Raw genomic sequence first — 25230 nt, forward strand, 5'->3', positions numbered from 1 at the left:
ACAAAACAAAACTAAAATTCCTTCCATATTATATAAGGTAAGGTATAAAAACCATAGATAAGGTAAAATAATAGATTGAAACACGATCGCAAACTCTAAAAACACCTCGTTTCCGTCTTCTTTGTTCTTTTCTTTCCCTAAATCTTACCCTAATCCTTATAATATTAAGTCTATAATACTCAGGTTTCTTAAAAATTCCTTATTTTTGCAAACCTATAATTTACAATAAATATGTTTAATAGTTTACAGGATAAATTAGACAAGGCATTACATAATATTTCCGGACGTGGAAAAATTACCGAAATCAATGTAGCGGAAACCGTAAAGGAAATCCGTAGAGCATTGGTGGATGCCGACGTTAACTATAAAGTAGCAAAGGATCTTACGAAAAGAGTTCAGGATAAGGCATTAGGAGAAAACGTTCTTACTTCGCTTACTCCGGGACAATTGATGACGAAAATTGTTCATGATGAACTCGTAGATCTAATGGGAGGCTCTCACGAAGGAATTAATCTTTCGGGAAAACCATCTGTGATCCTTATCGCAGGTCTTCAAGGTTCCGGTAAGACCACTTTCTCCGGAAAACTTGCTCATTATTTACAAACAAAAAGAAATAAAAAGCCTTTATTGGTAGCATGTGACGTGTATCGTCCCGCTGCAATTGACCAGCTTAAGGTATTAGGAGGACAGATTAACGTTCCTGTATATACAGAGGATGGAGCCACTAATCCTTCTACTATCGCTGAAAATGCCATCAATTTTGCAAAGGCAAACAATCACGATGTAGTAATTGTGGATACTGCAGGTCGTTTAGCGATTGATGAGCAGATGATGAACGAGATTAAGTCTGTACATTACTTCATTAAGCCACAGGAAACACTTTTTGTAGTGGATTCCATGACAGGTCAGGATGCTGTGAATACTGCCAAAGCGTTCAACGAGGCCCTGAACTTTGACGGGGTTGTTCTTACCAAATTAGATGGTGATACAAGAGGGGGGGCCGCATTAACGATCCGCTCTGTTGTTGAAAAACCAATCAAATTCATATCTACAGGAGAAAAAATGGAAGCCCTGGATCTTTTCTACCCGGAAAGAATGGCAGACAGAATCCTGGGAATGGGGGACGTTGTTTCCTTAGTAGAAAGAGCACAAGAGCAGTTTGATGAAGAAGAAGCTAAAAAACTTCACAAAAAAATTGCTAAAAACGAGTTTGGTTTTGATGATTTCCTTAAGCAGATCAATCAAATCAAGAAAATGGGTAACATGAAAGACCTTATGGGAATGATTCCTGGGGTTGGAAAAGCAATTAAGGATGTAGAGATCAGCGACGATGCATTTAAACATATTGAAGCAATCATCTACTCTATGACTCCTGATGAGAGAAGAAGACCATCCATTATCAATACTCAGAGAAAGAATAGAATTGCAAAAGGTGCAGGAAGAAAGATTGAAGATGTAAACCAGCTGATGAAACAATTCGAGCAAATGGGTAAAATGATGAAGATGATGCAAGGTCCTCAAGGAAAGCAAATGATGCAGATGATGAGCAAAATGCCAAACATGCCTGGAATGGGTGGAATGTTTGGAAAATAATTTAAAAACGAATTATATTTTCATAAAAAAACTCTCAGAATTTCTGAGAGTTTTTTGTTTTTATCTAAGCCGGGTTATTTAAACTTATACCCTACTCCAAGCTGAAAGAAATTCATCTTTAGTTTTTCGTCATTAACGGGATTTTTAATCATATTAGTTAATCCAAAGCTATAGCGTGCATCTACAAACAGACCCTTGTACACTTTATAATCAGCACCGAAGAATAAACCAAAATCTGTAGACTTTAGAGAATCATCCAAGAAGTTTTCTATTCTTCTTTCTCCTTCATCAAGTGCAGCCTGATTAGTCACCATCGCACCACTCACATCAATCTTAACCGTATTACTTGCTTTAAAGCTCACATAAGGGCCTCCATAAACAGCCAATTCAGGTGTTGCATAATATCTTGCAGAAATAGGAATTACAATCCTGTTAAAGTTCATTTTTTCAGTTACTTTAACACCTGGTAACCCAGGAATTGAAACCTCCATTTTTCCTCCAAGATTAGCGTATTCTACTTCTCCCTGAAAAGCAAATTTACTATTGATTTTATGTTCCACCAATGCTCCGATATAAAATCCGGATTTAGACTTTAAGCTACCTCCTGCTTCATCAAGCTCGAAACTATTTTCATTGGAATTTAATGTGGATAAGGCATAGCCTCCTTTTACCCCAAAACTTGTCTGTGCATTCAATCCTGCAAATAAAGCAATTGCAGATGCCAATAAGATTTTTTTCATGATATATTATATAGTTTTTTTAATCTAAAAAAGCCCCAAGAAAATCTTAGGGCTCTATTTTATAAATGTTTTGTTAATTACTTAGCAAATACATATTTAACTCCGAAAGTTACAGAAGATAAATTCAATCCGAAGTTATAATCGTTAACTCTCTTAGCTCCGTCTACATTTTGCTTGTAAGTATTGTATCCAAACTCACCAATAGTAGCTTCAATAGTCCAGTTCTTGTTTAAGAAATAATCTAAACCTGGCTTAATGTTAACTCCGATAGAAGTGAAGTTAGATTTGTCAGATACAGATGTAGTAGCTACAGTAGTTCCAGCTCCTGTTGTAGTTGTAGCTGTAGTAGTTCCTTCAACTTTGTTTTGTCCAAATGCCATTGGAACTTCTAATTGACCAAAGATGTATAATTTGTCAGCTAAAGTCCAGTATTTTCTTACAAATGGAGCTACAACGAATGCAGATTCAGTAATTTTATTTTCACTTACAAATAAAGGGTTAGTTCCTGTAGTTGTAGTTAATGTATTGTTATCATTTTTGTAACCTACACCTAAACCTACTGCTAAGTTAGTGTTTACGAAATAACCTACTGTAGGAAGAACTTTGAAGCTCTCAATTTTAGTATCGTTATTGTTATTTTCGTTCTGAGAATACCCTAATTGTCCTGAAACATATGTAGTACCTTTAGCAATCTGAGCATTTGATAAACCGAAAAGTGCAACAGCACCCGCTAATAATATTTTTTTCATTTTAAAAAATTTTAATACTTTCTGGAGGCAAATTTACAGTGGTCCTCACTAATATTAAAATTTGTTAATGTGATTAATATCATTGTTAAAATTTAGCGTTTTGTAAAGATAAATCGTATTCATTAGAGCCTTTTGAGTTTTTCACAATATTATGAATAAATAAACTAAAATTTATCAACCAGAGCCTAATATGTTTGACTTTTCAAATTTATTAATTTTAGTAAAATTTCCTCGAATTCTCCTAATACAGCTAAAAACGGCTTCTTAAAATATTAACATTTAAGACATTAAGTCTTAAAATTTAAACAAATGTTTATGATTTCAACTTATTTTTCTGCCTCAAAAGGATACAATAATAATATATTAAGCATAGAAATCAAAACATCATCTTATTGATAACCTCTGTATTAATAAAAAACTCCAGCCTTTCAGCCGGAGTTCCCTATATTATTTAATAAGTTCTTATTTAATAAAGAAATTATATCCTAAATTTACAGCACCAATATTCCAGTTGTCTCTGTACCAACCGTGGTCACGTCTGTTGCTTACAGACTGGTATCCTATATACAACTCTCCTTTAGACATTTGGTATCCAAATTTTGGCTGAGCATAGAACCCACCATCAATTCCGTCTTTTGTAGAAATTCCGTATCCTAAATCTAATCCTACAAAGATAGGTGCTCCTTTAAATTTATATTTACCGGAAACAGCCACAGGGATAAATCCGAAATCATCAAAGTGATCCTTTCCAAAGAAATGAGAGTACCCAGTTGTTACCCCAAGGTCAAAACCTTTAGCGATATTCCACATATAAGCAGCATCCACTCCTAATGTAAATGAAGATACATTGCTTGCGTCAGACACAGGAACCCCAATGTGTCCACCTAATTTTAAACCTTCCTGTGCTTGAGCAGCACCTCCTAAAAGTGCAAAAGCACCTATTAATAAAACCTTTTTCATTTTTTTAGCTTAAATTCTGGTGCAAAAATACTAATTATTTTCATCTTGAGAGTATATATTTCATGTACCCTATTCTTTACAATAAAAAAGCAGGACAAAATTTGTCCTGCTTTATATAATGATTTTTATTTCTAAAATCTAATAATTAGTTTCCTCCAAATTTGAAACCAACACCTACTTGAACGAAGCTATTTTTTAACGTTCCGTTTTCTCCATCTTCTTTCTTCATAAGATTAGAAACACCTAAGTTATATCTTGCGTCAAAGAATAATCCGTTTTCAAGAGTGTATTCAGCGCCAGCAAAAGGAGCTAAATTCAACTTATTCATGTGGCTTTTCACATCTTCAGTTTCACTTGTTGAGTCAGAGAAAGGTTGACCTAGCGCTGTTCCTGATAATGTTGCTGTAGTTTTTATTTTCGCTGAAATGATAATACCCACATTAAGACCAACTCCGAAAGCTAAGTTTTCAGTTACATAATATTTTGCACTCACAGGAACCTGTACAGTTCCTAATTTCCAATCGGACTTTTCAGTACCTGTAACGTCAACACCCATTAAGTTATAAGAAACCGCTTCTTCTTGTTTACCACCTATTGGAGAGTATAAAACTTCTCCCTGTACAGCAAACTTATCATTGAATTTATATTCAGCCATAGCTCCTGCGTAGAAAGTAGACTTTGCATCGAAATTGTAAGTTTTCCCTTCTCCACTTGCTTTAAGCATTGATAAAGAGTATCCAGCCTTAGGTCCGAATTTGAATTCTTGTGCATTTACAGAAATTCCCAGTACAGCGACTGCTGCAGTAAGTAAAAGTTTTTTCATTGTTATTAGTTATATTTTAAGGACAGCAAAGCTAATTATTTTTTTCAAATTAACAAACTTTTTAAAGTAAACTATAGGTTAATGAAAGGTTAATAGAAGCTTTTACTCATTTGAGACTAGTCATTTCTTACTCTTTTATCCTCATCATTATAGGCAAGGATAATTTTTCTAACAACAGGGTGTCTTACCACATCTTCCTCTGTAAGATGCACAAAACCAATCTCATTTACTCCGTTCAGAATCCTCATGGCTTCTTTCAAACCTGATTGCTGATTTTTCGGAAGGTCAATCTGGCTTGGGTCTCCTGTAATGATAAACTTGGCATTCATTCCCATCCTTGTCAGGAACATTTTCATTTGAGCATGCGTAGTGTTTTGCGCTTCATCAAGAATCACAAAGGCATCATCAAGGGTACGTCCTCTCATAAAAGCCAATGGAGCAACCTCAATTACTTTTTTCTCCATGAATCCCTCTAGCTTTTCATGAGGAATCATATCACGAAGAGCATCATATAAAGGCTGTAAATACGGATCCAGCTTCTCTTTAAGGTCTCCAGGTAAAAATCCAAGGCTCTCCCCCGCTTCTACAGCCGGTCTTGTCAGGATAATCCTTTTCACTTCTTTATCCCTTAAAGCTCTTGCGGCCAATGCCACACTGGTATATGTCTTTCCGGTTCCGGCAGGACCAATGGCAAAAACCATATCTTTTTTCTCGGTCTCCTTTACCAGTTTTTTAAGATTGGTTGTCTTAGCCTTAATAATTTTCCCGTTTACCCCTTTTACAATAATATCCTGATCGAAGATAAGCTGCTTCTCATTTTCATCTTTAATATTGAGAATATTTTCAACATCTTTCAGTCCTATTGAGTTGTTTTTAGAGATAAACTTTACAATATCGTCCAGTTTTTGCTTTAATATATCTAAAACCTCCTGATTTCCCATGGCAAAGATAACGTGATCTCTTCCTGTAATCTTAAGGGTTGGAAAGCTTGATTTTATTAAGTTGAAATATTGGTTACTAACTCCATAGAAGATTTTCGCATCAATATCTTCCAAATCATATTTTAATTCAAACATGCAATATTTTTATTTTTAGATTTTAAAATTAAAGCTTTTTTTCAAATTTATATTAAATTCTTTTCAACAATCTTTCGGGCTTTCTTTTTATTTTAAATAACTTTGCAATACTACACTATTCTATAAAATTGCTCATGTCAATTATTACCCTTACTTCGGATTTCGGAAATTTAGATTACAGAGTTGCCGCTGTGAAAGGCAAGATTCTGTCTCTAAATCCAGAGGTTAATATTATTGATATAACCCACGACATCCAGGCATTCAATCTTATACAGACCTCATACATTGTAAGAAACGCTTACAAATACTTTCCAAAAGGAAGTATTCATATTCTTTCTGTGGATAGTTTTTACCATAAATCAAGGAAAAATATTATTTATAAAGCAGACGGTTCTTACTTTCTGGCATCAGACAACGGGCTTTTGAGCCTTATATTTTTTGATATTAAACCTGAAGCCATCTATGAACTCACGCTAAATAATCGTTTTGATGATATCATCGACTTTACTTCCACAGACATTTTTGTTCCGGCAGCCGTACATTTGGCCAATGGAGGTCTTCCTGAAGTTATCGGAAGAAAAATAGATACCGCAAAGCAATTAATGTTTCCAAGGGCCGTTTATAATGAGTCTGAGGGAATGATCATTGGTGAGGTTACCTATATTGATAATTTCGGAAATATAATCTCAAATATCAACAAAGATTTCTTTGAAAATATCAGCAAAGCATACAACGGTTTTACCATAAAATTCAGAAACTTGAGTCTTTCGAGGATATTTTCCAGCCATACGGAAGTAGTTTCAGACTGGGAAAGAGAGACAGAATTTCACGGGCAGTCAGCCGCTATTTTCAATGACAGTCAGTTATTGGAGCTTACGATCTATAAAGGAAGTAAGAAAAACGGCGCGAAAAGCCTGTTTGGATTGAATGTAGGGGAAAATATCTACATTGAATTCAGCTAAGATTATATATTTCATAAAAAAACCGATTTTTTTTATATATTTGTCAAAATCTAAAAATCAAAAATGGCAGAATACAAATTATTGCTTCCTTCCATGGGAGAAGGGGTTATGGAAGCGACAATTATCACTTGGTTATTCAATGAAGGTGATAACGTAAAAGAAGATGACTCTGTAGTAGAAATTGCAACAGATAAAGTAGATTCAGACGTTCCGACACCGGTTTCGGGGAAAATCGTAAAAATTTTAAAACAAAAAGACGAAGTTGCAAAAGTAGGTGAGGCCATTGCTATTTTAGAAATTGAAGGAGAGGGCACTGCATCAGAGGAAGTAAAAACTGAAACTCCGGCTGCTACTCCGGATACTGAAACATTAACAACAATTGAACAGCCTTTACAAACTGCTGCTGCTTCAAATGTAGAATTCTCAGGAGATCTTTACTTATCTCCACTTGTAAAATCAATTGCACAACAGGAAAATATTTCTGAAACTGAGCTTAAAACCATTAAGGGAAGCGGTTTAGAAGGAAGAATTACTAAGGAAGATATATTAGCGTATGTTGCCAACAGAGGAAGCCAACCTGCTCAACAGGCTGCTCCGGTACAGGAAGCAACTATGCCAAAACCGGCAGTTTCTGCGCCTACAGCTACTATTCCGGTGAGCGCTGGTGATGAGATCATTCCTATGGACAGAATGAGAAAGATCATCGCTGAAAACATGGTGAAAGCAAAACACATTGCTCCACACGTAACTTCTTTCATTGAAACAGACGTTACCAACGTTGTAAAATGGAGAAATAAAAATAAGGCGATCTTCGAAAAACGTGAAGGTGAAAAACTTACTTTCATGCCAATCTTTGTAAAAGCGATTGTAAAAGCGATTCAGGATTTCCCAATGATCAATGTTTCTATAAGCGGTGATAACATCATCAAAAAGAAAAACATCAACATTGGTATGGCGACTGCTCTTCCAGACGGTAACCTTATTGTTCCTGTAATCAAAAATGCAGATCAGTTATCACTTTCCGGTCTTGCAAAGGCAATCAATGACTTAGCTTACAGAGCAAGAAACAAAAAATTAAGACCTGAAGATACTCAGGGAGCAACTTATACAATTTCTAACGTAGGAAGCTTTGGAAACCTTATGGGAACTCCAATTATTCCTCAGCCTCAGGTTGCTATTTTGGCAATAGGAGCTATTGTGAAGAAGCCGGCTGTTCTTGAAACCGCAGATGGTGATGTAATTGCTATCAGAAACTTAATGTTCATGTCTCACTCTTACGATCACAGAGTGGTAGACGGTTCTCTAGGTGGAATGATGCTGAAGCATGTTCACGATTATCTTGAAAACTGGGATCTGAACACAGAAATATAAAACAGAAGATTTTCTTTTGAAATTGAATCCAAAAAAGGAATTCTAACCAATAACCAAAAAAGCTGAGATATGAAAAATGCAACCTTAATCGCAATAATTTCTTTAAGTGCACTTATTCTTATTGATCTTATTCAGTTTATTCTCAGCTTTTTCGAGGTCTATTCCATGTGGATGTACCGTGTTTTTGGAGTTCTAAACCTTTTAGGATTTGTGGGAATTCTGCAGTTTTTTGTTAAATTATACAATAAACAGAAAGAATGAGCCCTGAACTAAGAGAACTTTTTGAAATAAAGCAGGAAGAGAAAAAAAATAATCCACCGGCCCGTCAAAACGTAGGAACTCATGTTTTAATACGTCTTGCCGTACTTATTTTAGGAACTATCGCATTCTCTATTGCTATGAGCATGGCAAGTGGATGGGGTGTTTTAGGTGTTGCAATCTATATGGTTATTTTTCATTCACTCTGGTTTCTTTTCATTCTTATTGAAGCAATAGTTCTTCAAAGCATTGAAAAATTGAAACTCAGGAATGCTAATCTAACTCTCAGTGGAATTCTTTTACTAATCTATGGTATAGCTGCTATTATGATATTTCTGGATTAATAGAAATCTTCAATATAAATCATAAAACGCTTCCAGCTTTGGAAGCGTTTTATCTTTTTAATATTCAATGGTAATGGTCTTGAGTCTTTAGACTTCAGTAGTCTATTTATTATAATGGTTTTTCATAGAACCTCCTGTTTTCCAATCACTTTTTCTCTATGTAGTTTACCCCAGTTCATAAGTTCCATAATGAGAGGCTTCAATGATCTTCCATGGTCTGTAAGTTCGTATTCTGCCTGAGAGGAGTATTTCGAAGTTCTCTGTACCAGAAGATTAATTTCCAGCTTTTTAAGTTCAATGGAAAGCATTCTGTCTGTAATACCATCAATCAAATTCGAAATTTGTTTAAATCTTTTAGGCTCATCCAGAAGAGCAGCGATGATCTTAATTCTCCACTTACCATTTACAGCTTCAAGAGCATCCCCAATAGATAACATTATTTTTGAGGAATATAATGGGCATTCATTTTCTTTCATACATTGAACTTTTAATATCTATAAAATTAAGAATCCTCACTGAATGTAAAAAAATAATTAGCTAAATTGGCTTGATTTTACAAAATCTCTGAATTTCTTGGGCCTTCTTCCTAAAATTTCTTGAATACCACTTCCTATATTTTCATTTCTTCCATCTAAAATTTCGCCAAAAGCAATAGTCATATGTTCTGCAACAAAATGGGGTAACCCTATATTTTTCAACAGCTCTAAATATTCGTTTTTATTAAGAAAATTATACTTTATATCACGACCAAGGCTATTTCCAATGGTTTCAACAGCTTCTTCAAAGGTCAGCAATCCATCTCCTGTAACTTCATAGATTTTTCCATTATATTTTTCATGAATCAGGCATTCCACCACAGCATCAGACAAGTCATCCAAATCTACAAATGGTTCTTTCACGGAACCTGCCATAAAAGTAACAGATCCCGACTGTATGCCATGCAGAAAATGCCCCTCACTAAAGTTTTGATTAAACCATGCGGAACGGATAATCGTCCATTTTAATGGCGAATTTATGAGAATATCTTCGCATTTCTGGACTGATTCCTGCCCCCTCCCGGAAAGTAATACAGCCTTCGAAACTCCTTTCTTCACCATCCAACTTATCAACAGATTAATTTGTTCATAGGCATCCGGAACAGATGTATCGGGATGTACAATATATACTTTATCAATATTACTCACAGCCGGCTCGTAGGTCGACACATCATTCCAGTCAAAAAAAAGCAAATCTGTTTTTACTTCCTCTTTTGTTCTTGTTGTAGAAAATACACTAAATCCCATATTTCTTAATTTTTCCACAACTCGACGACCATTTTTACCCTCTCCACCAATGACTAAAATATTTTCATTCATTTCTATAATTTTTAATTGATAATACAAATCTATGGATGGCAGATGATTCATATCGCTTAACTATAATCAAGTATAGCTATCGTTCTTTTTACTATGCCCGTTTAGCCTACAAAACAATCAATTTTCACAAAATATATTTTCAAATCCCATCTAATTTTCCTATTTTTCAAATAAAATCCCACAACACAAACAAATGCTGAAAATCTTTACCCTTATACAGAAATCCCTAAAAAAATCTTTCGATAATATTCGGAATGAACAACTGAAGTATAATCTTCTTCAGGCAATTCCCTTTTGGATTGGGTCTGTTATTACAGGTTTTTTTGCAGTGTTATATGCTCAGGTATTTGCTTGGGGTGAACATCTCATGAACTTCATTTTTGACTGGCATGCATGGATGATCTTCATTATTGCTCCCATTGGTTTTGTTCTTTCGTGGTGGCTGGTAAAAGAATTTGCTCCCAACGCTAAAGGAAGTGGCATTCCACAGGTTATGGCAGCTGTAGAATTGGCTAATCCTAAAGAACATAAAAAAATCAGAAGCCTTTTAAGTCTAAAGATTATTATATTTAAAATCATTTCCTCTGTTGTATTGGTTATTGGAGGTGGTGCAGTGGGTCGTGAAGGTCCCACCATTCAGATTGCGGGTTCAGTTTTCAGAAAGGTGAATGAATATTTACCTGAATGGTGGCCCAAGATTTCCAAGAAAAACATGATCATGACAGGAGCAGCAGCCGGACTTGCAGCAGCTTTCAACACCCCTTTGGGAGGAATTGTATTTGCGGTAGAGGAATTATCAAAAACGCATATTAATTACTTTAAAACAGCTTTATTTACAGCCGTCATCATTGCCGGTTTAACAGCTCAGACATTAGCAGGATCTTATTTATACCTTGGTTACCCAAAAACGAATGATGTATCTTTAATGGTAATGTTTCCCATTGTTCTTGTGGCCGCTACAGCAGGCATTCTTGCAAGCCAGCTCTCTGTCATCATGCTTAAGATCAATGGATGGAAAAAGAAAAAACTGAAAACAGATAAAGCCAATGTTATATTTTTAGTGATCTGCGCTTTAATCATTGCTTCCATTGCCTATTTTATCAATCGGGAAATTCTGGGTTCCGGAAAAGAGATTATGGAACGGGTTCTTTTTACGAAAGATAAACATGAAGACTGGTATGTTCCTATCCTAAGAATGCTGGGTCCCGCCCTATCCTTTACTTCCGGAGGTGCAGGAGGCATCTTTGCACCAGCACTTACTGCGGGGGCAAGTATCGGATCTGTTATTTCAGGGGCTATCCATTTAACGCCCAATGAAACCAATGTAGTAATCCTTGGCGGAATGGTCGCTTTTCTTACAGGAATTACCCGTGCACCATTCACATCAGCCATTATTGTATTGGAAATGACTGACAGGCATTCTTTAATATTCCACCTGATGCTTGCGGGAATGGTTTCTTCCATTGCGTCCCTATTAGTAAGCAGACATTCTTTGTATGATGTATTGAAAGTGAACTTTTTAACGGAAATCAGGTCAAAGGATTAATTGGAAATGAAAGAAGATTCCCACTTACACAGCCATTAAATCTTCAATCTCATCAATATTAACTTTCAACTATTTCACCAATAGTATTGTATATTACAAATATATTATCTAATTTTGCACCTCGAAATAATTAACAAATTCATTTAACATTATGAACAATTACGAAACTGTTTTCATTTTAACTCCCGTTCTATCTGAGGCACAGGTAGAGGAAGCAGTGAACAAGTATGTAGATCTTATCAAAGAAAAGAACTGCGAAATCGTTGCTAAAGAAAATTGGGGATTGAAAAAGCTAGCTTACCCTATCCAATTGAAAAAGAATGGGTTCTACACTTTAATCGAGTTTAAAGGTGAAGGTACTGTAGTTGCTGATTTAGAATTAGCATTTAAGCGTGACGAGAGAGTAATCCGTTACCTAACTACAAAACTTGACAAACACGCTGTTGAATACGCTGTAACAAGAAGAGCTAAAGTAAAAGCAGCTAAAGCTTAATTATTAACCCTATTTTTTAAAAAAGACAAGACATGGCAATAGATGAAATGGCTAAACAAGCCTCTGCAGGAGGAGAATCAGAAGTAAAATTCCTTACTCCACTTGATATCAATACAAAATCTGAAAAGAAATATTGTAGATTCAAAAAATACGGAATTAAGCACGTTGATTACAAAGATGCTGATTTCTTATTACAATTCGTAAACGAGCAAGGTAAAATCTTACCAAGAAGATACACTGGAACTTCTTTAAAATACCAAAGAAAAGTTTCTGCTGCTATCAAAAGAGCAAGACACCTTTCTTTACTACCTTACGTAGCTGACTTATTGAAATAAGACAAAAAAATAAATAGAAGAAGAGAGCAATCTCTTCTTTTGTTGCTGAATAAATAATTAATTCTAACTTGATTTTAGATCATTCTAAAATCTTAAAAAAGGACAACAACAATGGATATCATCCTAAAACAAGACGTAGAAAACTTAGGACTTGAGTTTGATACAGTAAGTGTAAAGCCAGGTTATGCAAGAAACTTCTTACTACCTCAAGGAATTGCACTTTTAGCTACACCTAAAAACAAAGCAGCTCTAGAAGCTACTTTAGAAGCTAGAAAAGAAGAAGAAGCTAAATTAATCGCTGCTGCTAACGCTGTAGTTGATCAATTGAAGAAAACTTCTATCACTATTCCTGCAAAAGTAGGTTCTGGTGACAAATTATTCGGATCTATCAACAATGCAGATCTTTCTGCTGCTCTTGCTAAAGCTGGAGTTTCTGTAGAGAAGAAATACATCAAAATCCCAGGGAACACTATTAAGAGAACTGGTAAAGTAACAGCAAACGTTAGATTACACAGAAACGTTGAGTACAATTTCGAATTCGATATCGTATCTGACGCTCCAGTTGTAGCTGCTCCTGCTGCTAAAAAAGAAGAAGTTAAATCTGAAGAAGCTTAATTAAGCGACCGAAAATTTTTCACAATACAAGGCCACTTCAATTCAATTTGAAGTGGTTTTTTTATGTAATAAAGCATGAAAATCAAAGAGCCAAGATTCAAGATATTTATTCAGAGAATTAATATAAGCTAAATTATGATTTTCCCATCAACACAAAAACTCTAACACACTAACACTCAAAAAACCTCCAACACAACAACCTGCCCAATCACCTATCCCCTCTTAATTTCTGCTGATATTCCGTAGGAGCTACTCCAATCACTTTTTTAAAAATATTGCTAAAGGAAGACAGGCTATTGTAGCCCACCATCATGGCGATTTCGTACATATTATATTTACTTTCAAGCATCAGCTCAAGCGAGCGGGTAATTCTTAAGGCTCTTAAAAAACGAACGTAATTCATCCCCAAAATTTCCTTGAACTTTCTGGAAAGGGTTCTTGTGCTCATTCCGAATTCCTTGGCCGTAGATTCAATGGTAAGAGGCTTTTCCAGGTTAGCGTGAATATATCTTGCAATCTTCAGTAAAGTTTCATCCTTTGGAAAGGGATGCTGAACAGGGAATGCAAGCTTTTTATCTCTTTTTTCAGGTAAAACTCCTTTTAAGGCTTTAAGGAAATAATATTTTGAACCGTCATTTTTTGTGATTTTTCCATCCCAGTCTTTGGTATATAAAATCATCTCCCGAAGCAGTTCATTAACTGAATAAATATTAATTTCATCAAAAAAGCCACTTTCTTCTTCCTCTTTTTTAAAGTAAAAATTATATAAATCTACCTTAGGACTGGTTGAAAAAAGATAATGTGGGGTTCCTGCAGGAATCCACATAAAACACCTTGCCGGAAGATACCAATGCTTCAGATCTGTAAAAACATGTACAATACCTCCCTCTGCATACACTAACTGCGCAGAACTATGATAATGAATATCTGTTGTAATGTTACCGGTAAGAACATGATAGACATAAAATTCAGCATCTTCCTCTTCTACTTCTTTAAAATGACTGTTATTCATGAAATAAAGGTATGAATAAATTTCAAAATGGCGTAAATGAACAAATCTTTTTCTTGTTTCACAAATACTGTCTGATGGAGTCCGTCGTACCTTTGCCCTATCAAAATCATTTTAGCAAAAATCCTTTAATTAATTTATGAATATGATATTTAACGCGTGCCGATATCAGTGCATAGCGTTGTGCCTACTATTGAGCAATTTTTTTAACGCACAGATGATAGACTACCAACATCTTGGCCTACAACAGGCTATAGAGATTGGCCTAAAGAATAACAAGAATATTCAGATCAGCCATCTAAAACAGGAAATGTCCGCTACCAAAGAGAAAGACCTTACAATGGAAAAACTTCCGGACGTTGAATTTCATACGAGCTATACACAGGTTACCAATCTTTTTCAGTATCAGGATGGCGTATTTAGTAAACCTACAAAATATGATGCCATCAATGGGATGTATGATTTCACCTTATCAGCATCCATTCCGGTATACATGGGCGGAAAGATTAAAAACACAGAGAAGAAAGCGGCTATTGATACTGAGATTTCAACCTTAAGAACGCATCTTGATGAAAGACTTCTAAAAATGGAGATCATTACTGCCTTTTTACAAATTCATCATCTAAAGGAACAACAGATACTTATTAATGACAAGATGAAGGAAGACTCGGTAAACATCAAGCAGGTAAAAGCATTGAAAGCAAACGGTGTTGTAACAGTGAATGAGGTTTTAAGAACATCCCTACAGCTTTCTAATCACAAAATGAGCTGGACAGAACTGGATAACGACATACAGATTGCCGAACATAAGCTGAAAACTATTCTTTCTCTTCCGGAATCTCAGGAGATGCATGTAGATACAGAGGATTTGATCTCAGATAAAGCAGCAATTCCTTACATCAATGATCTTACAGAAACGGCATTAAACAAAAACGAATCTGTTGGAATTACCCACAAAAACCTTTCGTTAAAGGAACTGGACCAGAAAATCACCAAGGCAAATTATTTACCCAAAATAACTGCTGGCGGAGAATATTTCTTAAAGTATCCGAATATGATGTTTTTCCCCCCTGAACCTTATGCCTATCGCCTGGGAATGCTGGGAGTGAACCTGACCTACCCCATTGAAAACCTGTACAAAAACAAATATAAAATGCAGGAAGCCAAAGAAAATATCAACCTGGCGAAGCTTCAAATTGAAGAGAATGAGGAGAAAATAAGACATAATGTGTATGAAGCTTACAAAAAGTTTGAAGAAACGGATCAAAAGGTAAAAATTGCTGAAGAAGCCATTAACCAGGCCAAAGAAAACTATCGCATTGTAAGAACAAAATATGCTAACAAATTAAGTCTTATCACTGAACTTATAGATGCAGACAATACCTATCTGGAAGCTGAATCTAATCTTATCTCGGTAAAAATTAACAGACAACTAAAATACTATCAACTCCAATATACGATTGGAAACTTATAAAAACTATGGCACAGAAACAACTGACACAAAAGGAAAAAAGAATCAACAAGACGATTACTTTACTGGCCTGGATCCTAATCATCAGTGGAGTTACAGGAATGGTAAGCTTTTATCTTTTTACAAGGAAGAATATTACAACCAATGATGCGCAGATAGAACAATATATTACTCCCGTTTCCAGTAAGGTTTCAGGATTTATCAAAACCATAAAGTTTAATGAAAATCAATTTGTACATAAGGGAGATACCTTACTGATTATAGACAACAGAGAATTTGTGAATCAGGTACATATGGCTGAAGCTAATCTTCATGCGAACACTGAAAATATTACAACCATCCAAAGTGGCGTAAATACCAAGGAGAGTGATACCAAAATAATTGATGCGAAGATTGCCTCTGCAAAAATTGATATCTGGAGAACTGAACAGGACTATAAAAGATATAAAAATCTATTGGCAGAAGATGCTGCTACTGAACAGGATTTTGAAAATGTAAAGGCTTCCTACGAACAGTCAAAAGCCAATATGCTGGCACTGGAACAACAGAAAAATGCAATCAAGGCCGGAGCCAGCGAACAACAAACAAAAGTTGCTCCTGCAAAAAGCCAGATTCAACAAAGTTCTGCCAGCCTGAATAATGCCAAACTTTTCCTTTCATACACTGTAATCACAGCTCCTTATGATGGCTGGGTGGGTAAAAAAACCATTCAGGAAGGACAATTGATTAAAGAAGGACAGGCATTGGTGCAAATGGTAAGCAAGGAAAAATGGATCATTGCCAATTACAAGGAGACCCAGCTTGGACAAATCGACCAAAAACAAGAAGTTATCATTACAGCAGACGCTTATCCCGGTATTGAATTCAAGGGAAAGATACTTTCTGTTTCCCCGGCATCAGGATCCCAGTTTTCTCTGGTAAAACCGGATAATGCAACCGGAAACTTCGTAAAGATTGAACAAAGGTTTCCTGTAAAAATTATTCTTGACAATAATAAAGAAAACGAAAAACTGCTTTCCGGAATGAATGTTCTGGTAAGCGCGAAGAAGATATGAGTTTGAGTGTGGGAGAGTATTAGAGTATTAGAGTATTAGAGTATTAGAGTATTAGAGTACAAAATTATCTTCAACCCAACACGTTTCGGACTTAATAATTAAATTATTTTTTTTAGCGAAAAGGCAAAACCGCAAAATAGCGAATCTGCAAATTTTTTCTTTTAGCATATTTGCCATTTTACCTTTTACTTTTACACCTTTGCCCTTTTGTCTTTTCGCATTTTATATTCAGAAAAGAGAAGACTCATTCTCTGTTCACCATTTTATAATTCGTTAGAATTCCTCTTTTCTCACCTTTTAAGAACTATGCAACATAATACTGTCTATCATAAATGGGTGCCACAATGGCTAAAGCTGCCAATTCTTGTGCTGGCTTTATTTCCCCACCTGATGTTATTGTCACTATTACATTCCAACAGTGCTTTCACATCTTCCTTTATGGATGTAGATTCGGACGACATCCAATACCTAATGATTTTGATGTATGGGACATTTGTGGTTACCCTTTTAGTTTTACAGCGATTTATGGCTTATTTCAGCGTAAAGTACTATGTTCTGTTGATGTCTTCCATCTCGGTAATCATCCTTTATGTTTTATCCATCACCAATGATTATCACGTTATTTTAGTCATCAGGTTTCTGGAAGGTATTTTCGGATTGCTTGAAGGAGCCATTTTCCTTCCCTTGATTATTGCAGAATTAAAAACAAGACACGCCAAAGTCCTGGCCTACTTATTCATGTATTCCATTATGCTTACGGGAGGAACAGTAACGACCTCTTTACTAAAGTCCAGTATTGAAAACTATGACTTCCAGCATATGGTTCTCATGATGGTTTATTTTCATGTTTTTGTACTTATCATAGGGATAGCCATTTTTAACAAAAACAGATTTTTCCCTAAAAAACCGTTGTATCAATTGGATATTTCCAGCTGGTTTTTGCTTTGGGTATGTCTGCAGGCCGGTGGTTATGCTATAATTTACGGAAAAAGGCTGATGTGGTTTGAATCTGATACCATCATCATGTGTCTCTTCATATTTTTACTTTCCGGTGGATTATTCATGCTTAAACAGAGAAACTCAAAAAGACCATTGTTCCATTTTGAGGTTTTCAGTTCTAAAAATGTAATCGCAGGGATGATTCTGTTTTTTATCTTTTATTTGATTCGATCAGGACTTAATAATGTCTACAGTATTATGGCAACAGTCTGGAAATGGCCTTGGGATTATATTGTAAACATCCAATACTGGAATGTTGCAGGAACACTTTTAGGCGTTCTTTTATCAGGAATATGTCTTATTAAGGGAGTTTCATCAAGAATTGTATTTTTTACAGGATTTCTTTTACTGGCAGTTGATTGCGCTTGGTTTACCTATACTTTTTATCCGGACACTACCCTTTCCACTATTTGTCCTCCTTTATTTTTACAAGGAGTAGCACAGGGATTATTGTTTACTCCACTTGTATTTTTCTTAATCTCAGGAATGCCTGAAGAATATGTTGCCAATGCCTCAGCCCTCGGAACTACAACTCGTTTCTGGACCACAGCAATTGGATATGCATTAATGCAAAACCTGATGCTCTTTCTAACATTAAAACATTCTGATACCCTAAGCTTCAATCTTACAGATACCAATCCAATCTTCTACAGCCAATGGAATCAGATTTTTGGATCCAATATTTCAAAACTACCGGTCAACGAATCCCTTTCTATGACTGCAGGAGCTTTTAAAGCGAAAATAACAGCCCAATCCATATTACTTTCCAATATGGAGATTTTTACCGGATTATTTTGGCTGGCATTAATTACGGCCATTCTATTACTCCTTTATCATCCCGTAAAAATAGCAGTAAGAAATATTATGTAACTTTAAACGACAATATCGCACAAGCCATCTTCGTTTAATACAAAAAGCTACGTATGGAAATTGAAAGAATAATACAGGATCAAAGGGATTTTTTTAAAACTCAGCAAACGAAAAACATTAAGTTTCGTAAGATGTATCTTGAAAAAATGAAAGACCTTATCATAAAACATGAAGATCTCCTATATGAAGCTATTTACAAGGATTTTGGCAAGTCAAAATTTGATACTTTCACTACAGAAATCTCCTTTATCTTAAATGATATTGATTATTATCTGAAAAACTTACAGTCGCTCTCAAAGCCAAAAAAAGTAAGCACCAATCTGGTCAATCAATTAGGAAGCAGCAAAGTTTATGCTGAGCCATTAGGCTGTATCCTTGTTATAGGAGCTTGGAATTATCCTTATCAATTATCATTATCTCCCATTATTGCTGCCATAGCTGCAGGAAACTGCTGTATTCTAAAACCCAGTGAAATTGCTGAAAATACCATGAAGGCAATGTCTAAAATCATCAATGAAAATTTTCCATCCGAATATTTGTATGTGTATGAAGGAGGCATTGATGAAACCACGGAATTGCTAAAATTGAAATTCGATAAAATATTCTTTACCGGAAGCACCAAAGTTGGAAAGATCGTTTACAAAGCGGCCGCGGAACATTTAACCCCTGTTGTTCTTGAACTGGGTGGAAAATCTCCAGTCATTGTAACAAAAAATGCTAATTTAGATGTTGCAGCCAAAAGAATTGTTTGGGGGAAATTTTTAAATGCCGGACAAACCTGTGTGGCTCCAGATTACCTACTGATAGAAGAAGCCGTTCAGGAGCAGTTTTTGGAAATGCTGAGAAAATATATTCTGGAATTTAAATATGATGCTGATTCGGAGCAATACACAAAAATCATCAATCAAAGAAATTTTCAGCGATTAGCAAGTCTTATTGACAAAGATAAAATATACTTCGGGGGAAATCTCAACGAGGAAAAACGATATATAGAACCTACAATTCTCAATACTATTGATTGGAATGACGAAATCATGCAGGAAGAAATCTTTGGACCTATCCTGCCTGTCATTAGTTTTAAAAACTACAACATTGCCCTAAATACTGTTTTGGAACAGGAAAAACCTCTTGCAGCCTATCTTTTTACGAATAACAATGAAGAAAAAGAACAGTTTACCAAAAAACTTTCCTTTGGTGGCGGATGTATCAATGATACCGTGATGCACCTAAGCAATGATAATCTGCCATTTGGAGGTGTAGGAAGTTCAGGAATTGGAAACTATCATGGAAAATACGGTTTTGATGCCTTTTCTCATCAGAAAGCTATCCTTGAAAAATTAACATGGGGAGAACCGAGTATTAAATATCCACCTTATTCTGAGAAAAAACTAAGCTGGATCAAAAAACTGTTATGATTATCTTCATTTTATCGAAGATTTTTGATTTAATAAATGAATTAGAATTTCAAGCAATAAAAAAGGTTGTCTCTATTAGAAACAACCTTTTTTATTTATCCTTTAGGCTTCCAAGTATTAAAGAACTCTTTTACCTTTTCTGAACTGTATCCTTTCCCCTCTTCAAATACATCACTTTGCTGAACCTTTATCATTTTACCATTTTGGTCCAAAACGATAAACACTGGGTATCCATATTTTTCACCAGGATTATCATATTGAGCAAAAACTTTTTCATTTTTATTATCCGGAGAAAAATTTAAATGATAATATAAAAAGTTTTTATCTACAATTCCTTTTAACTCAGGGCTTTCCTGTACAAAATTATTAAAACGAAGACACCAGATACACCAGTTTCCTCCGGCCTGGATCATAATATTTTTTCCCTCTTTTTTAGCTTGGGCAACCAGTTTCTTGATGTCTGCCTGAGCATCTGCTTTTGGGTTATAAGGCTTAGGAAGTTTAGCTTTTTCTTCAGCTGCTTTTTTCTTTGCATCCAATTCTTTCTGTTCCGTCGGTACAATAAGAGCTGTCTTTTGCTTCCCTTTGTCCGGGGAATTCTTTACATCCTGCGAAAAAGCAAAAGTGCTTAGTCCCAGAAAAGCGATCAATGTCAATTTTTTCATAACATAAAAATAAAAAAATAATACTTATCCCTCTGCAAAAATAGAACCATAATTTTATTATTACTAAATTTGCCTGTTTTATGAGCTTCTTAATTAAAATATTATATTTCATCTCAAAACTTCCGCTTAAAGTATTATATATTTTCTCGGACGTTATGTTCTTTCTAAACTACTATCTGGTAGGTTACAGAAAGGCAGTTATTACCCAAAACCTGAGAAACTCCTTTCCTGAAAAGTCTGAGGAGGAAATCCGAAAAATACGAAAGGCATTCTATCGTAATTTTTCCGATTATCTGGTAGAAACAATAAAATCATTCAGCATTTCTGAAACGGAATCCAGAGTAAGAATGCAGCACATCAACCAGGATGTGTTTCATGATATCCAAAAGGAGGGCAAAAATATTATTTTGCTGGCAGGACATGTTTTTAATTGGGAATGGATTAATGCCTTGGCAAGAATTGTTCCTCAAAAGCACTGTCACCCTGTATACAGGAAAGTAAACAGTGATTTTTGGGAAAACCAAATGAAGAAGGTCCGTAATAAATTCGGAAATGAGGCCCTGGAAGCTAATGAAGTGATTCTTAATATTTTTAGAAATAAAAATGACGGAGATTCTATTTATATGTTTGTGGCAGACCAAACTCCACATTCTTCCCACGTCAATTACGGACTAGAATTTCTTAACCAAAAAACTCCTGTCTTCATAGGCTATGATAAGCTGGCAACAAGAATGGATCTTGCCTTTATCTACTGTGAAATGAAGAAAGTAAAACGTGGCTACTATCAGGTCAATTACTATAGAATATATCCGGACAATGAAAAGTTTGTGGAACATGAGGTGGTAAAGAAGTTCCACAAAATGCTGGAAAACACTCTACACAAGCATCCGGACAATTATCTTTGGTCTCACAGGAAGTGGAAGTATCAGGATTCTATCAAGACCTATGATTCTGAAAAAAAATAGATTTACATGCAGAAAAAACTGGCTGTTGCCATCTTAAACTGGAACGGAAGAAACTGGCTTGAGAAATTTCTTCCAAGTGTAGTTCAATTTTCCCAAAATGCAGATATTTATGTCATTGACAATCTTTCTACTGATGATTCGCTAGAATTTTTGAGTAGTCAATTTCCCGGTGTAAAAATTATTAAAAACACTAGTAATCATGGTTTTGCAGGCGGTTATAATGAAGGGCTAAAGGAAATTAAGAATGAATATTACTGTCTTCTTAATTCTGATGTAGAAGTTACAGAAAACTGGATAGAGCCTGCACTGGAACTCCTTGAAAAAGATTCCTCAATCTCTGCAGTTCAACCAAAAATTTTATCTTACAACAATAAAAATTATTTTGAGTTTGCCGGAGCTGCCGGAGGATTGATTGATAACTTAGGCTATCCATACTGTAGAGGTCGTATTTTCGATGATCTGGAGGAAGATAAAGGACAATACGATGATGAAACAGAAATTTTCTGGGCTTCAGGATGTTGTTTTTTTATCCGTTCAAAAGATTTTTGGGAACAGAATGGTTTTGATGCAAGATTTTTTGCTCATCAGGAAGAAATTGATCTTTGCTGGAGGCTTATTAATTCAGGAAAAAAGATTTTTTATACCGGAACATCTAAAGTATATCATGTAGGAGGCGGAACTTTAAACAAACAAAGTGCCCAAAAGACTTATTTAAACATCAGAAACAACCTGTCTATGATGCTTAAAAACCTTCCTTTTCCTAAACTAATCTGGCTGATTTTTTTCAGGCTTTGTCTGGATGGAGTTGCCGGGATCTACTTTGGCTTAAAAAATGGATTCCCTCACCTTTGGGCTGTTGTAAGAGCTCATTTTGGCTTTTACGGACAACTTCCGGGTACATGGAAACTTCGTCAAAAACATCAGAAAGACAAATTCTACCAATCGGAATGGTTAATTTTTAAACATTTTTTGGGAGGAAAATAGAAGATAACAGGTTTATAGGTTGCAGATAATAGGTAATAAGAAAAATCATATGGGAAGCTTTTTCAGGAGAAAAAGTCAGAACTTCAATTAACTGTCAACTTTAAACCCAAAATTTTGAACATTAAACTAGAGAACCAGCAACTAGTAACAACATATAATTTAAAACAATGGATTTTTGTGCTATAGATTTTGAAACCGCTACTCATGAGAAAAGTTCTGCATGTGAGATGGGAATTTGTATTGTACAGGATTCTAAAATTGTAGAAACTAAAACGTGGCTGATTAAACCTCCAAGTTTTCCCTATTTTAATAAGTTCAATATTGCCGTGCACGGGATTCATCCGGAAGATGTGAAAGATGCACCTACCTTTGACGAAATATGGCATGAAGCTCAGGAAATGATGTACGGAACATTAATGATTGCTCACAACGCAGGTTTCGATGCATCTGTATTAAGGGGATGCCTGGAACATTATGGAATGTTTACGCCCAATCTGAACTATCTTTGTAGCATTCAGCTTGCGAAAAAATCATGGAATTATCTTCCAAAATACGGTTTAAAGCCTCTTGCTGAATATCATAACATTGATTTCAACCACCACAGAGCCGGAGCTGATGCAGAAGTGTGTGCAAAGATCTCTTTACTGGCATTTGAGAAACTCTTCCTCACCAGCAATGATGAAGTACAAGAGTATATGAAAGCAAAAATCAAAAGACTGTAGTAGTCATACAAATAAACCCGGGTTCTTGTTCTATAACTGATCTTTTGTCCTAATTTTTTTACGACAAAATCCATAATTAATACCATGTACTTTGTACATTTTTACATTGTATAAAAACAACTAGTTACTTAAAACTTCAGAGAGCAGATTAAACTTTGGAATGTCTATCTCGAAAGTTTCCTGTGTTTCCAGGTTTTTAACAAGGTATTTTCCGCTCATATTTCCTACTCCGGAACGAAGCATTACATTGGAAAAGTAAGCGAAATTTTCGCCGGTTCCGATCTCAGGAGTCAGACCTATTATTCCGTCACCTATGATCTCTGTGTATCCAAATCCTACATCGAAGATTAACCATTTTCTTTTCAATACTTTTATAGGAAAGCTTCCGTCATTTTCTATAGTAATATTGTATTTAAAAACATAACGGTTTTCGGATGGATAACTATTCTTGCTATCATATTCAGGTATTACTGAAACTTTGATATTGGAAGTCATTTTTGAAAACATCATTGTAGTATTTTCTAGATTAAATACAAAAATCTCGCCTTTTTAAGGCGAGATTATATATTTATATTATAATTTTATTAAAACTATAAACCAAGGCCTTTTCTTTCGTCACCCCCCATTAATATTTCAACAGGATTGTCGATACCTTCTTTTACCGCTACAAGGAACCCTACAGATTCTTTACCATCGATAATTCTGTGGTCATAAGACATTGCAACATACATCATTGGTCTGATTACAACTTGTCCGTCAACAGCAACTGGTCTCTGGATAATGTTGTGCATTCCAAGGATAGCAGATTGTGGAGGGTTGATGATTGGTGTAGATAACATAGATCCGAAAGTACCACCATTTGTAATCGTGAAAGTACCACCAGTCATTTCATCAACAGTAATCTTACCGTCTCTTACTTTTGTAGCAAGATCCTTGATGTTTGCTTCAACTCCACTGAAAGACATGTTTTCTGCATTTCTCAATACAGGAACCATTAATCCTTTAGGACCTGAAACTGCAATTGAAATATCGCAGAAATCATAGTTTATTTTGAAATCTCCATCGATAGATGCGTTTACATCCGGATACATTTGTAATGCTCTTGTCACTGCTTTTGTAAAGAAAGACATGAAACCAAGTCCTACTCCGTGTTTTTGAGCAAATTCTTCTTTATATAACTTTCTTAATCTGAAGATTTCAGACATGTCAACTTCGTTGAAAGTAGTTAACATCGCTGTTTCGTTCTTCACAGAAACTAATCTTTGAGCGATTTTTCTTCTTAGAACTGAAAGTTTAGTAGTTGTAGTCGTTCTAGCACCTGTAGCAGTCATAGGGCTTCCTCCTAATGCAGGAACAGCCGCTAATTCAGCATCAGTCTTAGTGATTCTTCCGTCTCTTCCAGTTCCTGAAACCTGACCTGCAGCCATTCCTTTTTCGTCAAGGATTTTCTTAGCAGCCGGAGATGGAGCCCCTGTTGCGTAAGTTTGTGGCGCAGCAACTGGTGCAGCTGGTTTTGGAGCCTCTTGTTTAGCTGGTTCAGCAGCCTTTGGAGCTTCTTCTGTCTTTGGAGCTTCAGCAGCAGGTGCACCACCTTCTGGTTTAGCAGCATCCATATCAATTAAACAAACTACCTGACCTACTTGTACTACATCACCTTCTTCTGCTTTTAAAGTGATGATACCACTTTGTTCTGCAGGTAATTCAAGAGTTGCTTTATCTGAGTCTACTTCAGCGATAGGTTGATCTTTTTCTACATAATCACCATCTTTTACAAGCCAAGTTGCAATTTCAACTTCTGTAATGGATTCTCCCGGTGAAGGAACTTTCATTTCTAAAACTGACATATTGAGTATTT

Annotated in this window: 27 protein-coding genes; 16 read left to right on the top strand and 11 right to left on the bottom strand. The window is 35.5% G+C overall.

From position 1 onward, the window contains the following. Positions 1 to 231 precede the first annotated feature (231 nt). Positions 232 to 1593, top strand: coding sequence for a signal recognition particle protein (gene ffh / locus EG359_RS04030; protein WP_076351689.1), 1362 nt, complete (start codon positions 232 to 234; stop codon positions 1591 to 1593). 74 nt (positions 1594 to 1667) lie between these two features. Here ffh and EG359_RS04035 read toward each other — a convergent pair whose 3' ends face one another. The 5 genes from EG359_RS04035 to EG359_RS04055 all read right to left on the bottom strand — a co-directional run bounded on the left by EG359_RS04035 (position 1668) and on the right by EG359_RS04055 (position 5941). Further along, positions 1668 to 2333 (bottom strand): porin family protein, encoded by a 666-nt coding sequence (locus EG359_RS04035; RefSeq protein WP_076351687.1) that lies wholly within the window; start codon positions 2331 to 2333, stop codon positions 1668 to 1670. Between the two features lie 77 nt (positions 2334 to 2410). Then, positions 2411 to 3082: an outer membrane beta-barrel protein gene (locus EG359_RS04040; RefSeq protein WP_076351685.1), complete on the bottom strand. Its 672-nt coding sequence runs from the start codon at positions 3080 to 3082 to the stop codon at positions 2411 to 2413. A gap of 462 nt (positions 3083 to 3544) precedes the next feature. After that, positions 3545 to 4042 carry a hypothetical protein gene (locus EG359_RS04045; RefSeq protein ID WP_076351683.1) on the bottom strand — a complete coding sequence of 166 codons (498 nt, stop codon included), beginning with the start codon at positions 4040 to 4042 and terminating at the stop codon, positions 3545 to 3547. Positions 4043 to 4187: 145 nt separating this feature from the next. Next, the gene (locus tag EG359_RS04050; RefSeq protein WP_076351681.1) at positions 4188 to 4865 is read right to left on the bottom strand and encodes a porin family protein; all 678 of its coding nucleotides are present in this window, start codon (positions 4863 to 4865) and stop codon (positions 4188 to 4190) included. Positions 4866 to 4981: 116 nt separating this feature from the next. Beyond that, positions 4982 to 5941: a PhoH family protein gene (locus EG359_RS04055; protein ID WP_076351679.1), complete on the bottom strand. Its 960-nt coding sequence runs from the start codon at positions 5939 to 5941 to the stop codon at positions 4982 to 4984. A gap of 134 nt (positions 5942 to 6075) precedes the next feature. Here EG359_RS04055 and EG359_RS04060 point away from each other — a divergent pair, with 134 nt between their 5' ends. The 4 genes from EG359_RS04060 to EG359_RS04075 all read left to right on the top strand — a co-directional run bounded on the left by EG359_RS04060 (position 6076) and on the right by EG359_RS04075 (position 8876). Continuing rightward, a complete protein-coding gene (locus EG359_RS04060; protein WP_076351677.1) occupies positions 6076 to 6903 on the top strand; it encodes an SAM hydrolase/SAM-dependent halogenase family protein in 828 nt (275 codons plus the stop codon). Positions 6904 to 6966: 63 nt separating this feature from the next. Then, positions 6967 to 8274 carry a dihydrolipoamide acetyltransferase family protein gene (locus tag EG359_RS04065; RefSeq protein WP_076351675.1) on the top strand — a complete coding sequence of 436 codons (1308 nt, stop codon included), beginning with the start codon at positions 6967 to 6969 and terminating at the stop codon, positions 8272 to 8274. A gap of 69 nt (positions 8275 to 8343) precedes the next feature. Then, entirely contained in the window at positions 8344 to 8535 is a 192-nt protein-coding gene (locus EG359_RS04070) for a hypothetical protein (protein ID WP_076351673.1), read from the top strand. Beyond that, complete coding sequence (locus tag EG359_RS04075; RefSeq protein WP_076351671.1) at positions 8532 to 8876, top strand: hypothetical protein; 345 nt, start codon at positions 8532 to 8534, stop codon at positions 8874 to 8876. Before EG359_RS04070 ends, EG359_RS04075 begins: the two co-directional genes overlap by 4 nt. Positions 8877 to 8998: 122 nt before the next feature. Here EG359_RS04075 and EG359_RS04080 read toward each other — a convergent pair whose 3' ends face one another. Then, positions 8999 to 9352, bottom strand: a complete 354-nt coding sequence (locus EG359_RS04080; protein WP_076351669.1) for a winged helix-turn-helix transcriptional regulator — start codon at positions 9350 to 9352, stop codon at positions 8999 to 9001. A 57-nt stretch (positions 9353 to 9409) separates the two neighbouring features. Then, complete coding sequence (locus EG359_RS04085) at positions 9410 to 10231, bottom strand: NAD(P)H-binding protein (protein ID WP_076351667.1); 822 nt, start codon at positions 10229 to 10231, stop codon at positions 9410 to 9412. A gap of 193 nt (positions 10232 to 10424) precedes the next feature. Here EG359_RS04085 and EG359_RS04090 point away from each other — a divergent pair, with 193 nt between their 5' ends. The 4 genes from EG359_RS04090 (at position 10425) to rplI (ending at position 13220) form a co-directional block, all read left to right on the top strand. Next, positions 10425 to 11777, top strand: coding sequence for a chloride channel protein (locus tag EG359_RS04090; protein ID WP_076351665.1), 1353 nt, complete (start codon positions 10425 to 10427; stop codon positions 11775 to 11777). A gap of 151 nt (positions 11778 to 11928) precedes the next feature. After that, positions 11929 to 12270 carry a 30S ribosomal protein S6 gene (rpsF, locus tag EG359_RS04095; RefSeq protein ID WP_034695444.1) on the top strand — a complete coding sequence of 114 codons (342 nt, stop codon included), beginning with the start codon at positions 11929 to 11931 and terminating at the stop codon, positions 12268 to 12270. A gap of 32 nt (positions 12271 to 12302) precedes the next feature. Next, positions 12303 to 12605, top strand: coding sequence for a 30S ribosomal protein S18 (gene rpsR / locus EG359_RS04100; RefSeq protein WP_034706728.1), 303 nt, complete (start codon positions 12303 to 12305; stop codon positions 12603 to 12605). A 111-nt stretch (positions 12606 to 12716) separates the two neighbouring features. Then, the gene (gene rplI, locus EG359_RS04105; RefSeq protein WP_076351663.1) at positions 12717 to 13220 is read left to right on the top strand and encodes a 50S ribosomal protein L9; all 504 of its coding nucleotides are present in this window, start codon (positions 12717 to 12719) and stop codon (positions 13218 to 13220) included. Positions 13221 to 13428: 208 nt separating this feature from the next. On the opposite strand, the gene EG359_RS04110 is transcribed toward rplI, so the two are convergent. Then, entirely contained in the window at positions 13429 to 14232 is an 804-nt protein-coding gene (locus EG359_RS04110; RefSeq protein ID WP_076351661.1) for a helix-turn-helix domain-containing protein, read from the bottom strand. Between the two features lie 214 nt (positions 14233 to 14446). Between EG359_RS04110 and EG359_RS04115 the strand changes: the two genes are divergently transcribed. The 4 genes from EG359_RS04115 to EG359_RS04130 all read left to right on the top strand — a co-directional run bounded on the left by EG359_RS04115 (position 14447) and on the right by EG359_RS04130 (position 20039). Continuing rightward, the gene (locus EG359_RS04115) at positions 14447 to 15703 is read left to right on the top strand and encodes a TolC family protein (protein WP_076351659.1); all 1257 of its coding nucleotides are present in this window, start codon (positions 14447 to 14449) and stop codon (positions 15701 to 15703) included. Between the two features lie 5 nt (positions 15704 to 15708). Beyond that, positions 15709 to 16755, top strand: coding sequence for an HlyD family secretion protein (locus EG359_RS04120; RefSeq protein WP_076351657.1), 1047 nt, complete (start codon positions 15709 to 15711; stop codon positions 16753 to 16755). Positions 16756 to 17061: 306 nt separating this feature from the next. Continuing rightward, positions 17062 to 18624 (top strand): MFS transporter, encoded by a 1563-nt coding sequence (locus tag EG359_RS04125; RefSeq protein ID WP_123867268.1) that lies wholly within the window; start codon positions 17062 to 17064, stop codon positions 18622 to 18624. Positions 18625 to 18677: 53 nt separating this feature from the next. Beyond that, positions 18678 to 20039 (top strand): aldehyde dehydrogenase, encoded by a 1362-nt coding sequence (locus EG359_RS04130; protein ID WP_076351653.1) that lies wholly within the window; start codon positions 18678 to 18680, stop codon positions 20037 to 20039. A gap of 95 nt (positions 20040 to 20134) precedes the next feature. Here EG359_RS04130 and EG359_RS04135 read toward each other — a convergent pair whose 3' ends face one another. Beyond that, a complete protein-coding gene (locus tag EG359_RS04135) occupies positions 20135 to 20704 on the bottom strand; it encodes a thioredoxin family protein (protein WP_076351651.1) in 570 nt (189 codons plus the stop codon). 80 nt (positions 20705 to 20784) lie between these two features. On the opposite strand from EG359_RS04135, the gene EG359_RS04140 reads away from it, so the two are divergent. The 3 genes from EG359_RS04140 to EG359_RS04150 all read left to right on the top strand — a co-directional run bounded on the left by EG359_RS04140 (position 20785) and on the right by EG359_RS04150 (position 23375). After that, positions 20785 to 21669 (top strand): lysophospholipid acyltransferase family protein, encoded by an 885-nt coding sequence (locus EG359_RS04140; protein ID WP_076351649.1) that lies wholly within the window; start codon positions 20785 to 20787, stop codon positions 21667 to 21669. A gap of 6 nt (positions 21670 to 21675) precedes the next feature. Further along, the gene (locus tag EG359_RS04145; protein WP_076351647.1) at positions 21676 to 22653 is read left to right on the top strand and encodes a glycosyltransferase family 2 protein; all 978 of its coding nucleotides are present in this window, start codon (positions 21676 to 21678) and stop codon (positions 22651 to 22653) included. Positions 22654 to 22820: 167 nt separating this feature from the next. Next, positions 22821 to 23375, top strand: a complete 555-nt coding sequence (locus tag EG359_RS04150) for a 3'-5' exonuclease (RefSeq protein ID WP_076351645.1) — start codon at positions 22821 to 22823, stop codon at positions 23373 to 23375. A 120-nt stretch (positions 23376 to 23495) separates the two neighbouring features. Here EG359_RS04150 and apaG read toward each other — a convergent pair whose 3' ends face one another. Further along, a complete protein-coding gene (gene apaG / locus EG359_RS04155; protein ID WP_065394208.1) occupies positions 23496 to 23885 on the bottom strand; it encodes a Co2+/Mg2+ efflux protein ApaG in 390 nt (129 codons plus the stop codon). A gap of 80 nt (positions 23886 to 23965) precedes the next feature. Further along, positions 23966 to 25219 (bottom strand): 2-oxoglutarate dehydrogenase complex dihydrolipoyllysine-residue succinyltransferase, encoded by a 1254-nt coding sequence (gene odhB, locus EG359_RS04160; protein ID WP_076351643.1) that lies wholly within the window; start codon positions 25217 to 25219, stop codon positions 23966 to 23968. Positions 25220 to 25230: the final 11 nt, after the last annotated feature.

The sequence above is a fragment of the Chryseobacterium joostei genome, assembly GCF_003815775.1.
In the GTDB taxonomy this organism is placed as follows: domain Bacteria; phylum Bacteroidota; class Bacteroidia; order Flavobacteriales; family Weeksellaceae; genus Chryseobacterium; species Chryseobacterium joostei.